This is a genomic window from Bacillus sp. GB_SG_008, assembly GCF_052038115.1.
Lineage (GTDB): Bacteria > Bacillota > Bacilli > Bacillales > Bacillaceae_G > Bacillus_A > Bacillus_A rhizoplanae.
In genome coordinates, this window is sequence record NZ_JBPZSK010000003.1 from 560,237 (window position 1) to 573,532 (window position 13,296).

The 13,296-nt window shown below is 37.5% G+C and carries 11 protein-coding genes, 1 pseudogene and 1 other annotated feature; of the genes and pseudogenes, 2 read left to right on the plus strand and 10 right to left on the minus strand.

All coding sequences use genetic code 11. The features are described 5' to 3' along the window. Positions 1–65: 65 nt before the first annotated feature. The 6 genes and pseudogenes from ACTDJC_RS10560 to ACTDJC_RS10585 all read right to left on the minus strand — a co-directional run bounded on the left by ACTDJC_RS10560 (position 66) and on the right by ACTDJC_RS10585 (position 6,651). Positions 66–1,703, minus strand: a complete 1,638-nt coding sequence (locus ACTDJC_RS10560; protein WP_440603336.1) for a peptide ABC transporter substrate-binding protein — start codon at positions 1,701–1,703, stop codon at positions 66–68. Positions 1,704–1,999: 296 nt separating this feature from the next. Beyond that, a complete protein-coding gene (locus ACTDJC_RS10565; RefSeq protein WP_440603337.1) occupies positions 2,000–2,935 on the minus strand; it encodes an ABC transporter ATP-binding protein in 936 nt (311 codons plus the stop codon). After that, positions 2,928–3,971: an ABC transporter ATP-binding protein gene (locus ACTDJC_RS10570; protein WP_440603338.1), complete on the minus strand. Its 1,044-nt coding sequence runs from the start codon at positions 3,969–3,971 to the stop codon at positions 2,928–2,930. The genes ACTDJC_RS10565 and ACTDJC_RS10570 overlap by 8 nt, the downstream gene beginning before the upstream one ends. Positions 3,972–3,991: 20 nt before the next feature. Beyond that, a complete protein-coding gene (gene opp3C / locus ACTDJC_RS10575) occupies positions 3,992–5,008 on the minus strand; it encodes an oligopeptide ABC transporter permease (RefSeq protein ID WP_098306182.1) in 1,017 nt (338 codons plus the stop codon). Beyond that, the gene (opp3b, locus tag ACTDJC_RS10580; protein WP_098306180.1) at positions 5,005–5,934 is read right to left on the minus strand and encodes an oligopeptide ABC transporter permease; all 930 of its coding nucleotides are present in this window, start codon (positions 5,932–5,934) and stop codon (positions 5,005–5,007) included. Before opp3b ends, opp3C begins: the two co-directional genes overlap by 4 nt. Positions 5,935–6,449: 515 nt before the next feature. Further along, positions 6,450–6,651, minus strand: a pseudogene (locus ACTDJC_RS10585) (hypothetical protein). Positions 6,652–6,773: 122 nt separating this feature from the next. Here ACTDJC_RS10585 and ACTDJC_RS10590 point away from each other — a divergent pair. Beyond that, the gene (locus ACTDJC_RS10590) at positions 6,774–7,151 is read left to right on the plus strand and encodes a DUF3899 domain-containing protein (protein WP_440603339.1); all 378 of its coding nucleotides are present in this window, start codon (positions 6,774–6,776) and stop codon (positions 7,149–7,151) included. 58 nt (positions 7,152–7,209) lie between these two features. Further along, positions 7,210–7,426 (plus strand) — a binding site (T-box leader). A 129-nt stretch (positions 7,427–7,555) separates the two neighbouring features. Continuing rightward, a complete protein-coding gene (gene trpS, locus ACTDJC_RS10595) occupies positions 7,556–8,545 on the plus strand; it encodes a tryptophan--tRNA ligase (RefSeq protein WP_440603340.1) in 990 nt (329 codons plus the stop codon). Positions 8,546–8,975: 430 nt separating this feature from the next. On the opposite strand, the gene ACTDJC_RS10600 is transcribed toward trpS, so the two are convergent. The 4 genes from ACTDJC_RS10600 to fabH all read right to left on the minus strand — a co-directional run bounded on the left by ACTDJC_RS10600 (position 8,976) and on the right by fabH (position 13,251). Continuing rightward, positions 8,976–9,722 (minus strand): YjbA family protein, encoded by a 747-nt coding sequence (locus ACTDJC_RS10600; protein WP_098306176.1) that lies wholly within the window; start codon positions 9,720–9,722, stop codon positions 8,976–8,978. 448 nt (positions 9,723–10,170) lie between these two features. Continuing rightward, positions 10,171–10,959: a DUF2268 domain-containing protein gene (locus ACTDJC_RS10605; protein ID WP_440603341.1), complete on the minus strand. Its 789-nt coding sequence runs from the start codon at positions 10,957–10,959 to the stop codon at positions 10,171–10,173. A gap of 92 nt (positions 10,960–11,051) precedes the next feature. After that, positions 11,052–12,290, minus strand: coding sequence for a beta-ketoacyl-ACP synthase II (fabF, locus tag ACTDJC_RS10610; RefSeq protein ID WP_440603342.1), 1,239 nt, complete (start codon positions 12,288–12,290; stop codon positions 11,052–11,054). Positions 12,291–12,318: 28 nt separating this feature from the next. Beyond that, positions 12,319–13,251 carry a beta-ketoacyl-ACP synthase III gene (gene fabH, locus ACTDJC_RS10615; RefSeq protein WP_440603343.1) on the minus strand — a complete coding sequence of 311 codons (933 nt, stop codon included), beginning with the start codon at positions 13,249–13,251 and terminating at the stop codon, positions 12,319–12,321. Positions 13,252–13,296 lie beyond the last annotated feature (45 nt).

Genomic DNA, 13,296 nt, shown 5'->3' on the forward strand with positions numbered 1-13,296 from the left:
GTTAATTCAACTAATAATCCATAAGGAATGACGAAGCACCCTCTAGAATCAAAAATTCATTTTACTTACTTTACAGAAGCCCATTTAAAGCTTAACTCTGGACCATATTTATTGATGTAAATATCTTGTATTGTTTCGCGCTGTAGATACGCTCTTCCGCGTTGGTATATCGGTGCAATAACTGCATCATCAAATAACATTTTCTCTGCACTCAATAAATTGTTCCAACGACCTTGTAAGTCTGAACTATCTTGTTTACCTTTTGTAATAATTTCATCATACTTAGGGTTTGAGTAACCCATTTTATTTTGTGCACCGTTTGTCACAAACATATCAAGGAATGTCATTGCATCTGGGTAATCTGGTCCCCAACCGCTAAATGAGATGTCATAATCACCGCTGCTCTCTAATTTTAACAATTGCGCAAAAGGTTGTGTTTTAATATTCACTTTTAAGCCTGGTAAATTCTTTTCTAATTCACCTTTTAAATACTCACTTGTTTTCTTTGCAAATTCTGTATCAGAGTTTAATAACGATAATTCAATTGTATCTTTTCCAAGTTCTTTTTTACCAGCTTCCCAATACTTCTTCGCTTCTTTCGCATCAGCTTTTACAAGGTTTCCATTCTCTTTGCGGAAATCTTTTCCGTTTGGTCCCTTAACAAAGTCAGCTGGAATTAAACCGTATGCTCCTTTTGAGCCGTTATTCAATAGTGTGTTTACCATTGATTCGCGCTCAAAGCCCATGGAAATTGCTTTACGAATATTTTTATTCGCTAAAGCTGGATTTTTTTCATTTAAACGTAAGAAATATACTGTTGGATCGCTTGTCGTTTTAAAATCGCTACCTTTTTTATATTTATCTACAAATTCTGCCGATAAATAAACACGGTCAACTGCGTTTGTTTCATATAAATTTACCGCTGTTGCTGTATCTTTTACGATATTATAGTTGATTTCCTCTAGTTTGACTGTTTTATTATCCCAATAAGATGGGTTTTTCTTTAACTGGAAGCTTTGCTCATGCTTCCATTCACTTAATACAAATGGTCCATTATACAATGTTGTATTTGCTTCCAATCCGTGCTTCGCGCCTTGTTCTTTCACATATTTCTCATTAAGAGGATAGAACAACGGATACACTGTTAAATCTACAAAATATGGAACTGGATTGTCTAGTTCTACTTCCAATGTATAATCATCAACTGCTTTTACACCTAATTGTTCTGGCGGCAATTGTTTCATATTGATCTTCTCTGCATTCTTCACATCAAACATTATGTAAGCAGATTTTGCAGTTGTATCTGGATTTACTGCTCGCTGCCAAGAATACACAAAATCTTTTGCGGTTACTGGGTCACCATTTGACCATTTTGCATCTTTACGTAATTTAAACGTATATTTCTTTCCATCTGCTGATTTTTCATACGACTCAGCAACACCTGGAACTAATTTATTATCTTTTCCAAGACGATATAACCCTTCCATTGTATTGTTCATTACATTTGAAGATGTTCCATCTGTTGTTAATGTTGTATCCATCGTTGGAAGCTCAGCTGTTTCAACCAGGTTAATCACCTGCTTTGCACTACTTGTGTCCCCTTTTGCTTTTGCTTGCGAATCTTCTTTTGAATATCCGCATCCCCCTAGAATCATGCTTACTGTTAATGTTGATGCAAGTAGCATCGGCACCTTTTTCTTCATGTATTATACCCTCCCCAAAAATGTTAGCCCTTTCATTAAAAAGAATAAAAAGTAATTAAGTTCTAACAATTCACATTATACATACAAATTGATTATTTGTATACTTATTTTTCTATCTTATTAAAATTTTCTGTTAACATTTTATATCCCAATCGCATTTATGTATCAATATTCATGTTTATTTTTTAACTAATTTAAATTATCTAAATATAATTATGGGATTTTTATAATATATTTTGTTAAAAGGTACTAGAAGAACAAAAAAACGAGCACATTTTTCATGTGCTCGTTTTCTCTTATTGATAAATTTCTTTATATTTCTTATATTCAGCTTCTGAGCAAAGAATAAAATGCCCCGGGCGAATTTCTCGCATCTTTGGCTCTTCATTACCATATTGATGCTGAGATGGATCATACACGATACGTTTACGATTGCGCTCATAATCTGGATCTGGAAGTGGAATTGCTGATAATAGTGATTTTGTATACGGATGAATTGGATGCTCATATAACTCTTCACTCGTTGCCAGCTCCACAATTTTCCCGTGATACATAACACCGATGCGATCACTAATATATTTTACCATTGATAAATCATGCGCAATGAATAAAAATGTTAGCCCTTTTTCTTTTTGCAATTTTTTCAATAAGTTAACTACTTGCGCTTGAATCGACACGTCAAGCGCTGAAATTGGCTCATCCGCGATAATAAAATCCGGTTCTACTGCTAGCGCTCTCGCAATTCCAATACGTTGACGTTGTCCGCCAGAGAATTCATGAGGGAAACGACTTGCATGCTCACGGTTTAGACCAACTGTTTCAAGCAATTCGTACACACGCTTCATACGATCCTCTTTGTTCTTTGCAAGACCATGAATATCAATACCTTCTGCGATAATGTCTCCAACGCTCAAACGCGGGTTTAATGATGCATACGGATCTTGGAAAATCATTTGCATTTTACGGTTAAATTTCTTTAATTCAGCACGGGATTTTTTACCATGCACATTTTCACCATTAAATAATACTTCACCTGCTGTTGCATCATATAAACGAATGATTGTTCTTCCTGTTGTTGATTTACCAGAACCAGACTCTCCTACAAGTCCGAATGTTTCTCCGCGGTAAATATCAAACGTAACATCATCAACTGCTTTTACAACTCCACCGCTCACATTAAAATGTTGCTTTACATTTTTTACTTCAATTAATTTCTCACGATTATTAGTCATGCTGTTCACCCGCTTTCATTTGTCGAATACGTCTTTGGACAATTTCAGGCGGCTCCACATTTGGAGCTTGTTCATGAAGTAGCCACGTTGCTGCATAATGTGTATCACTTACCTTAAATAAAGGTGGGTCCATTTCAAAATCAATCTTTAACGCCTGTGGATTACGCGCTGCAAACGCATCACCTTTTGGCGGTTTTAATAAGTCTGGCGGTGTACCTGGAATTGCATACAATTCCTCTTCCTCACCATCTAAACTCGGCATAGAAGCTAATAATCCCCATGTATACGGATGTTTTGGGTTATAGAAAATCTCATCAACTGTTCCAATTTCTACAACTTTCCCCGCATACATAACAGCCACGCGATCCGCCACATTCGCAACAACACCTAAGTCATGCGTAATAAAGATGATAGCTGCTTCTGTTTTTTGCTGAATGTCTTTCATTAATTCTAAAATTTGCGCTTGAATTGTTACGTCAAGTGCAGTCGTCGGCTCATCGGCAATTAGTAATTTCGGGTTACAAGCAAGCGCCATTGCAATAACAACACGTTGTCTCATACCACCTGAAAATTGGTGTGGATATTGTTTTAAGCGCGCTTCCGGATTTGGGATTCCAACAAGATCAAGGAGCTCTAGCGCCACTTTGCGAGCGTCTGCCTTACTCATTCCTTGATGCTTAATGAGACCTTCCATAATTTGGTTTCCAATTGTCATCGTTGGATTCAATGATGTCATTGGATCTTGGAAAATCATCGCAATTTCTTTTCCGCGAATTTGCTGCATTTCTTTTTCTGTTAACTTCGTTAAATCACGACCATCAAAAATAATTTCTCCTTTTTTAATACGCCCTGGTGGCTTTGGAATTAAGTCCATCAACGCTTTAGATGTAACGGATTTACCAGAACCAGACTCCCCTACAATCGCTAATGTTTCTCCTTTTTTTAAGTCAAAAGTAACTCCGCGCACCGCTTGTACTTCACCAGCATGCGTATCGAAAGAAACGTGTAAATCTTTTACTTCTAACAATGTTTTCATCATTCTGTCTCCTTTCTTCCTTATTTACGCATTTTCGGATCTAACGCGTCGCGTAAACCGTCTGCTACTAAGTTAAATGCTAAGATTAACATACTAATTACGGCCGCTGGAATAAACATCATATGCGGATATGTTTGAATTGACTTATACCCATCACTTACTAGAGAACCTAATGATGCTAACGGTGGCTGAATTCCAAGACCAATGAAACTTAAGAAAGCTTCTCCAAACACTGCACTTGGAATTGTGAACATTGTCATAACAATGATAGAACCCATTAAGTTTGGTACTAAATGTTTTACAATTAATTGTGTATTTGTTGCTCCAAGTGTGCGTGATGCTAATACATACTCTTGATTTTTCATTTTCAATACTTGTCCACGAACAACACGTGACATTCCAATCCATCCTGTAAGAGCCATTGCAAATGTAATCGATAAAATACCAGGATCCATTATAATTACCATTAAAATTACGATAATTAAGTACGGAATACCATTTAATATTTCAACAAAACGTTGCATTAAATTATCAACGCGGCCCCCGTAGAATGCGGAAATACCACCATATGCAACCCCGATAACTAAATCAATTGCCGCTGCTAATAATGCGATATATAAAGATACTCGTGTTCCTTCCCACGTTCTTGTCCAAATGTCGCGGCCAAGATCATCTGTACCAAACCAGAAATACTCTTTAATATCTCGTTTTTCATATTGGTCTACACCGTATTGATCCACACCATCAAACGGCAGCCAATGAATATTCTCTAACACCGGTATTCTCGGCGGCATTTTCGCACGGTTTAAATCTTGATCTTTATAAGAATATTTACTCATCATCGGACCAAAAATCGCTAATAACGCAATTATAAGGAGAATAACCATTCCAAAGACTGCACCTTTATGTTGAAACAGACGTCTTCTTACATCCTCCCAAAATTTTATACTCGGACGGGCAATAACTTCATTATCAGTATTGCTGCGATTTGCTGGTTGAAATAAATCTGGAGATATTTTTTGGATATCTTTCATTATTTTTTCCCTCCCGCTAAACGAATACGAGGATCAACTATACCGTATAGTATATCGACAATAAATATAACAAAAATGAAAACTGCACTATAGAAAAGGGTTGTACCCATAATAACTGTGTAGTCGTTCAATGTTATAGACTTAACGAACTGTTCCCCTAAACCTGGTATAGCAAATACTTGCTCAATAACAAGTGTTCCTGTCATCAAGTTAGCAACCATTGGACCTAAAATTGTAATAATCGGAATAAGAGCATTTCGTAACGCATGTTTTACAATGATTACACCTTTACTAAGCCCTTTTGCTTTTGCTGTTAAAATATAATCAGCCTGCATAACCTCAATTAATTCTGTACGTGCAAAACGAGCAATTGTAGCTGTTACACCTACAGATAACGCAATCGTCGGTAGAATTGTGTATTCAAATCCTTTCCAAAATGCTACCGGCAGCCATCCCGCTTGTACTGCTACATAATATTGTAATAATGCTGCAAAAACGAATCCTGGTACAGACATTCCGAGTACCGAAATGAATGTCGCCCCGTAATCAGCCCACGTATTCGTACGAAGAGCTGCAACAATACCTAGTAATAATCCCATAAAAGTTCCTAAAACAATCGCTTGAAAACCTAATTGTGCTGATGGACCAATACGACTTACAACCATATCTGTTACTGGACGGTTATCATACTGGAAGGACACCCCTAAATCTCCTTGAACTAAATTCTTCATGTAGTGCACATATTGTACTGGTAGAGGATCATTTAAACCATACTCTTCTAAAATGATTTCCCTTTGTGCTGGCGATAACTTCTCTTGGTTTTTAAGCGGAGAACCCGGCAATAATTTCATTAAAAAGAATGTTAATGTTGTGATTAAAAATAATGTAATAATCATGTACGCGAAACGTTGCAATGTATAACGTCCCATAACTAGCACCTCCCCATTTTCTCAAAAGCAATAAGATAGTTTAAAATATTCTTACTATTATTGATTTAAAATAAGAGCATATGCCCATCATAGGCATATACCCGTTGTAACCGATGGAGTAAAGTATATTATTGTTGGACAGAAGCCCACTTGTAAAAAAACTTGCCGCCATAATTACGTTTGACAACATCTTTTACAGCGCTTTTTTGCATATATGATGTTCCCTTTTGGAACACAGGAGCAATAACTGCATCCTCTTGAATTAAAACTTTCTCAAGTTCATTCCAACTCGGTATAACTCTTCCATTGTATCGTTTAACACGTTAGAAGATTCAGAATATTATAATTAAAACACATCCATTGTCGGAATTTCAGATACTTCTGTTAAATTCAACTCTTACTTCCCTTTGTTATTACTTGTTGCTTTCCCTTCGCTTGCTTTTTCTCTTTTTATCCGCAAGCTCCTAGCATGCTAACTATTAATGTCGATGCAAGGAATAATAGCAGCTTCTTCTTCATGTTGTATTGCCTCCCCTAAGTGCACCCCCTATGCCCTCACTATGTAAAAATGCAGAATTGAAAGAATAATCTCCAAGTTTCTACAATTTTCATTATACATATAATAAGGCGATTGTGAATATAGTTTTTTATTTTTTTGTTAAAATTTTTAAACTAAAATGTTTTTTTTGTATCTTTTGTAAAGATAGACCTTAACATTGTAGTTATCTAATTGCAACAAAATACGAAATTATGTATATTTTTCTAAAAATTCTTTATAGTACTCATTATAACTTTTATAGTATAATAATTCTAGTAATTTTTTTGTGGAGGTGAAGCATTTGAATACGCTTTTTTCACGTATTAGTATATTAACAGGCATCACAATCACGATTTCTTGTGCATGTGCTTTTATCCTTTCTACTTCCTTTTTGTTGAATTTTGTCAATATTATGTTTTATATCGCCTTAATCTTTATTATTATCGGAGGATTTCTATTTTTATTTCAGCGTGGTTTTTTCAATGTAACAATGTATTCTTTTAAGAAATTAGGTCGATCAAATAAAAAAGTTGAATCTTTAATTGAAGGCGAAGAAAAGCGTGATCCGAAAGAAATATTGTACCGCACATATTCTTTTGCATGGACATATCCTATCGTTATTACCGGTATCCTATTAGGAGCACTTTCAACAATCATTAGCTTCACTGTTCTTATATAGTTTGCAAACCACTCATTGTGTGTTATAATAGTGCGAAAATATTTACTTACAAATTTATATGCATGCGATGAGAAAGAAGAGTACATATTGAAGCAATTTCAGAGAGCTTGTGGTCGGTGAAAACAAGTAATTGTACAGTATGGAATGGGCTTTTGAGCACCAAACCGAAACGTTTTAGGAGTAGGCTTTGGCGTTACATCCAACGTTACAATGGATAAAGAGATTTTGCTTTAGCAAAATAATTAGGGTGGTACCGCGGTCCATTCGTCCCTATTTTTAGGGATGAATGGGCTTTTTTGTATTCAAAAAGCGAAAGCGGCTCGTCCAGAATTACAAGGCGCTAGAACTCTAGGCCGAAATATTGAAAGATGAAAACTATATAATTTTTTAAGGAGGACATACATATGTCAGTTATTTTTTCAGGCATTCAGCCAAGCGGAACAATTACACTTGGTAACTATTTAGGAGCAATGAAGCAGTTTACAGAACTGCAACATGAACATGATTGCTATTTCTGCATTGTAAACCAACATGCAATTACTGTACCGCAAGACCCTGTACAGCTTCGCAAAAATATTCGCAGTCTAGCAGCATTATACTTAGCATGTGGCATCGATCCAGACAAATCTACGTTATTTGTGCAATCAGAAGTTCCAGCACACGGTCAGCTCGGATGGATTATGCAATGTACTGCGTACGTGGGTGAATTAGAACGTATGACACAATATAAAGATAAGTCACAAGGAAGAGAATCTGTTCCGGCTGCTTTATTAACATACCCACCATTAATGGCAGCAGACATTTTACTATACAATACAGAGATTGTTCCAGTTGGAGATGACCAAAAACAACATATTGAATTAACACGCGATTTAGCAGAACGTTTTAACAATCGTTATCGCGAAGTGTTTACTATTCCGGAAATTCGCATTCCAAAAGTAGGTGCACGCGTTATGTCATTAACAGAACCTACGAAAAAAATGAGCAAATCAGATCCAAACCCAAAATCAATGATTAGCTTACTTGACGATCCAAAAACAATTGAAAAGAAAATTAAAAGTGCTGTAACAGATTCAGACGGCATCGTAAAATTCGATAAAGAAAATAAACCAGGTATTTCAAACTTATTAACTATCTATTCTTCTTTCTCAGGTAAAACAGTGGAAGAGTTAGAAGCAAAGTACGAAGGAAAAGGATACGGCGACTTCAAAGGCGACTTAGCACAAGTTGTTGTAGAAGCAATCCGTCCAATTCAAGACAAATATAATGAACTCATTAATTCTCCTGAATTAGATGAAATCCTTGATCAAGGTGCTGAAAAGGCAAACCGCGTCGCAATGAAACAACTTCGTAAAGTCGAAAACGCAATGGGATTAAGCAGAAAACGAAGATAAGGAAGAAAAGCGGAAGCGGCTTGTTCAGAATCGTAGGACGTTGGAGCCCACGACCGAGAAGTGTTCTTTACTTCGACCGAGGGGGCGAAACGACCGAAGATTCTAGCCGCTGGAGCTAGACATCTAGAAAAGCGGAAGCGGCTCGACTACTCGCATGCTGAATATTATCGAGAGGTCTTTATCCCGCATTAACGGGCAGTAAAGACTGGAGAAGAGCGGGGAAGAAAACTGCCCGTAAAAGCCCGATTGGTGAGAGCTTTCCATCAGTGAGAAAAGCATCACTGATGGAAGTTTCACTTTATATTCTGTCGAAGCGCCGATATATCACAAATAACGCCGATAAATGTGTCACTTCCGCCGATATCTTTATGAACACACAAAAAGGGAATGATCCGAAAAAGCACCTTACGTGCCTTTTGGATCATTCCCTTTAATTTACCTTTTGCTCATTTTCCATTTCCCACAGCTTTTCAAAGAACGGTTGTCCTCTCACAAGCCGTTCACAAAGCTGTTCATGTTTATCTGACCAGCCATACTTTGCTTCTTCATATAAACGGTTCCATACTTCTTCAAATGTCAGGTGTTGCACAGATGGATATGCTGCTGGATCCCATTCTGTATACCAATAGCGAATCTCCGCTGGGTTCTTCGTTGTATGTAGTTGATCTAGCGTCATAAAGAGCAGTTGTTTTAATTGTCTTTCTTTCCGTGTTAGCCCATTCATCATATGCGGAGAAGGTGATAAAATATGATGTTCCTTTTGTGATGCCTCCACTTCAAAATCATATGTTTCTGCCTGTACGTTTTCTACCATTTCATACACCATTTGCTCTTGTCTTGGAATCAGTCGACTTTTGCGTATTGGAATATTGTATCCAATTGTATCAATTGCAATAATTCCTTTTCCATCTGATACAACAAAACAATACTCTTGCTGCAGTCGTTCATGGTTTTTTCGAATATACGCCTTATGATGTACGTCTTCCAATAGTTTTGGCGGAAGCTCTAGCAATTCGTTCTCGATGTAATGATATAATGCGGAATCTACTTTTAATAATGGTACTTGATCTAACAATTCGATCGTATCATCCTTCCGCCATTCATAGAAATGACAGACGTTATACCCGTTTTCTTCACCTTCAAACCAATTTACCCATACATCATGCAGATATAACATTACTTTCCCCTCACTTCACAACTGTTTGTAGCTCTCATTATGGTCATCTTTCGTAAAATTTATTCCAATGGAGGAAATATATTCTTATTATTAATTTCTTCATTGTCTCTCACCTTTCATTCTCGTAAAGTAAAACTTTCATCAGTAAATATCATCCCCGCTAATAATGAGTGAAAAAGTTAATACCATGCCATCTATCTTCTTTATTTTCTTTAAATCTTAAGATGGATACTTACTACCTATTGATACGTGATGAAGTGAAACTTCCCTCAGTGGGGTTTTTTTCATCCCCCACTGAGGGAAAGCTCTCACCAATCGGGCTTTTACGGGCAGTTGTCCCCCACCTATCTTCCTCGCTTCTCTCTAAATCTTGAGGTGGGGGTCTTACTGCCCGTTAATGCGGGATAAAATAAAAAAACTTAGCTACAGCTAAGTTCATACATCATTCTTATGAATCAAAAGAAACTGCCTCTTTTAAAATGGTTTTAGCATCCATTTCTAGTAAAGCATTTGTATTGTATTTCTTATGCTCTACACAATCCTTTACGATATGAGCTCCTACAGCATACCCAAGCATTTTCGGATAGAGTCTCCATCCATTTAACAACACATCATGCTCCCTTGTACCTCGCTTCAAATCACACCTATCTAGTATATACCGATGCCAAAACATAATCGCTTCTTCTTTACTATAATAAGACACCCAAGGAGCATGGTAAGAATCTCCATACCTTTCATACACAGCTTGTTCTGCTAATCCTTCCATAACCATCGTATCCAAAATGGTATACTGTTCTTCTATCACCTTGCTTTCATGAATACGACATATGTGGTGATATTCATGGGTAAGCAATGCCTTTAACTCGGCAATCGAATTTTGTGAACTCACAAACAAAAACAAAGCATTTCGCATTGCTAATCCTGTTTTTCCGTTATATTCTCGCTGAACCGTGCGATTATACGGATCAGATAATAAAATAAATACCGGTATATCAGGTCCTTTCAACCATTTCCGCAATTCTTTGTACTCTACTGCCAGTTGCTCCCATACTCGTTCTTTTTGTAATATGTCAATTTCTTTCTCTCCATCTACTACTGGGCGAAACATTCCCTTTGAAACAAGAAATCGATACAAAGGTTCTTTTTCGAGCGGAATATATTTTGTTAACTTCTCACAAATTTTTTCTGGTTGCCAGTAATGCTCGCGCATCAATTCTGCCGTTCGAAACACTCCCATCTCTCTCCCTCCCTTTGTTTCATACATATGCAACTATGCGAAAGAAAGCAAAAAAAAAGTGCAGATTTTCATCTGCACTCTTTTCTTTTTTATTATTTATATGCTTTAAATACTAATGCTGCGTTATGACCACCGAAACCTAATGAGTTACTTAATACAGCACGTACCTCTTGTTGTCTTGCTTTATTTGGCACACAATCTAAGTCACACTCTGGATCTGGTGTTTCATAGTTAATTGTTGGCGGAACAATACCATCTGTAATTGTTTTAACAGATATAATCGCTTCTACTGCACCAGCTGCACCTAGTAAATGTCCTGTCATTGATTTTGTTGAGCTTACTGCTACTTTATATGCCTGCTCACCAAACACTTCTTTAATTGCCATCGTTTCATACTTTTCATTTGCTTCTGTACTTGTACCGTGCGCATTAATATAATCGATGTCTTCCGGCTGTAATCCAGCGTCAGCTAATGCCTGACGCATTGCACGAACACCGCCTTCACCGCCAGGAGCAGGCATTGTAATATGGAATGCATCACCTGTTGCACCATAACCAGCAATTTCTGCGTAAATATGAGCACCGCGTGCTAGTGCATGCTCTAACTCTTCTAAGATAAGAATACCAGATCCTTCACCCATAACAAAACCGCTACGATTTTTATCAAACGGACGGCAAGCCGTTGCCGGATCTTCATTAAATGTTAATGCTTTAGCAGAACAAAACCCTGCAAGTGCTATATTTGTTAACGGTGCTTCTGCTCCGCCTGTAATCATTGCATCCGCGTCACCGCGCTGAATTACTTTAAATGCATCGCCGATTGAATTGGCTCCTGATGCACAAGCTGTTACTGAACAAGTATTGATTCCTTTAGCCCCTGTGGCAATCGATACTTGACCAGCTGCCATATCTGGAATCATCATCGGTACTAAAAATGGACTTACGCGGCGTGCACCTTTTTCCATATATACTCTAAATTGTTCTTCGTATGTTTCCATACCGCCAATACCAGATCCAATCCACACTCCGATACGCGGAGCGTTCTCTTCTGTGATTTCTAATTTCGCATCTTCTACAGCCATTTTTGCAGCTGCAACAGCATATTGTGTAAAGCGGTCCATACGACGCGCTTCTTTCTTATCGATATATTTCTCGACTTCAAAGTCGTTAATTTCCGCCGCTACTTTTGCCGGAAATTGGTCTACATCTAAGCGTGTAATACGTCCAATTCCAGATACACCTTGCTTAATGTTGTTCCATGCAGTTTCTACATCATTCCCTACAGGAGTAACTGCTCCTAATCCTGTAATTACAACACGCTTTTTTTCCATACAAAATACACTCCTTTTCTCTCAGTCCTTATTTACCCCAACGAAGAGCAACTGCTCCCCAGGTTAATCCGCCGCCAAAGCCAACTAATATGATAAGATCACCATCTTGAATGCGTCCATTTTGTAATTCTTCTACCATAGCAATTGGAATCGAAGAAGCTGACGTATTCCCAAACTTAGAAATTGTCGTACTCATCTTCTCCTGCGGTAAATTTAATCGTTCTCTCGCCGATTCCATAATACGAATATTTGCTTGATGAGGAACTAAAAAGTCCACTTCTTCTTTCGTAAGGCCGGCTTTTTCTAAAACACGAAGACAAGAGTCACCAAGTTGACGAACAGCAAATTTAAAGACTTCTCTGCCATTCATAATAACATATTCATCTTGATAAAGGTGCTTACCACCACTTCCATCTGCTCCTAATTCAAACGAAAGAACACCTTTTCCTTCTGAAACAGCTCCCATAACGACAGCACCTGCTCCATCTCCAAATAGAACCGCCGTATTTCGGTCATTCCAGTCTACAATTTTAGATAATTTATCGCTACCAATTACTAATATATTTTTATAAGTTCCAGTTTGAATAAATTGTTGTGCTGTAATCATTCCGTACATAAAACCAGCACAAGCTGCACCTAAATCCATAGCTGCTGCATGCTTTGCTCCAATTTGTTCTTGAACTACGCAAGCAACCGCCGGAAACGAACGATCTGGTGTTACTGTTGCAACTAAAATAAGATCAATTTCTTCCCCGCTCATCCCTGCATGTTCAAGTGCTTTTTTTGCAGCTTCCACAGCCATATATGAAGTATCTATTGTATCATCGGCAATTCGTCTTTCTTCAATTCCCGTTCTTGTACGAATCCACTCATCAGATGTATCCATTATTTTCTCTAAGTCGTGATTTGTTACAACCTTTTCCGGCACATATCTCCCGATCCCTAAAATGCCTACATTCACATTGCAACCCTCCATTTTATATCAATTATTATGACTTGGTACTAA

Excerpts from the sequence above, each read along its gene's own strand:
- ACTDJC_RS10600 (WP_098306176.1), bottom strand. The coding sequence starts at position 9,722 with ATGTTATATCTGCATGATGTATGGGTAAATTGGTTTGAAGGTGAAGAA.
- opp3b (WP_098306180.1), bottom strand. The coding sequence starts at position 5,934 with ATGGGACGTTATACATTGCAACGTTTCGCGTACATGATTATTACATTA.
- ACTDJC_RS10570 (WP_440603338.1), bottom strand. The coding sequence starts at position 3,971 with ATGAAAACATTGTTAGAAGTAAAAGATTTACACGTTTCTTTCGATACG.
- fabF (WP_440603342.1), bottom strand. The coding sequence starts at position 12,290 with ATGGAAAAAAAGCGTGTTGTAATTACAGGATTAGGAGCAGTTACTCCT.
- ACTDJC_RS10565 (WP_440603337.1), bottom strand. The coding sequence starts at position 2,935 with ATGACTAATAATCGTGAGAAATTAATTGAAGTAAAAAATGTAAAGCAA.
- ACTDJC_RS10560 (WP_440603336.1), bottom strand. The coding sequence starts at position 1,703 with ATGAAGAAAAAGGTGCCGATGCTACTTGCATCAACATTAACAGTAAGC.
- ACTDJC_RS10605 (WP_440603341.1), bottom strand. The coding sequence starts at position 10,959 with ATGGGAGTGTTTCGAACGGCAGAATTGATGCGCGAGCATTACTGGCAA.
- trpS (WP_440603340.1), top strand. The coding sequence starts at position 7,556 with ATGTCAGTTATTTTTTCAGGCATTCAGCCAAGCGGAACAATTACACTT.